This window comes from Bradyrhizobium sp. Leo114, from assembly GCF_055229415.2.
Map to the genome: position 1 here is coordinate 1 of NZ_JBUYEN020000182.1, position 862 is coordinate 862.

Annotated in this window: 1 pseudogene; it reads left to right on the plus strand. The window is 64.6% G+C overall.

Features of this window, described 5'->3' with window-relative positions:
- Positions 1-862, plus strand: a pseudogene (locus tag ACZIRK_RS45290) (Mu transposase domain-containing protein); the annotation flags it as partial.

Below are 862 nucleotides of genomic sequence, written 5' to 3' on the forward strand. Positions count from 1 at the left end.
GACATTCGTGGTCTGCGACAATCTCAAGGCCGCCGTCACCAATCCCGACCGCCACGATCCCGGCCTCAACCGAACCTATGCCGAGATGGCGAGCCATTACGGCACGGCCATTCTCGCAGCCCGGCCGCGGCGCCCAAAAAGACAAGGCAAAGGTCGAAGTTGCGGTGCAAGTCGCCCAGCGATGGATTCTGGCGCGGCTGCGCAACCAACGCTTTTTTTCGTTAGCGGAGCTGAACGCAGCCATCAAAATACTCGCCGTCGAACTCAATGCCCGGCAGATGCGCGACTTTGGCGCCAGCCGCGCCGAACTGTTCGCCGAGCTCGACCAGCCCAAGCTCACAAAGCTGCCGGACCAGGCTTACGCTTTCGCACGCTGGAAGCGATGCCGGGTCGGCCCCGACTATCATATCGAGATCGATGGACACTGGTATTCCGCGCCGTATCGGCTCATCCGTAAGCTCGTCGATGCGCGCATCGACGACAGGACGGTCGAGATCTTCCACAACGGCCGCAGGATCGCCAGCCACGCCCGCGCCCCTAACCGGCGGGGCCACACCACCATCGCCGACCATATGCCCAGCGCCCATCGGCGCTACGGCCAATGGACGCCCGCCGGAGTGATCGCCGCCGGCGAGCGGATCGGTCCGTCGACCGCCGCCTTCTTCCAAGCCGTGATCGCGGCCCGGCCGCATCCCGAGCAAGGCTTTCGCACCTGCCTCGGCATTCTGTCGCTGACCAAAAGTTACAGCGCCGAGCGCGTCGACGCGGCCTGCCGGCGCGGCATTCTGATCAAGGCACGATCCGTCGCCTCGATCCGCTCCATCCTCCAGAACGGCCTGGATCGCACCTTTCTCGACGAACC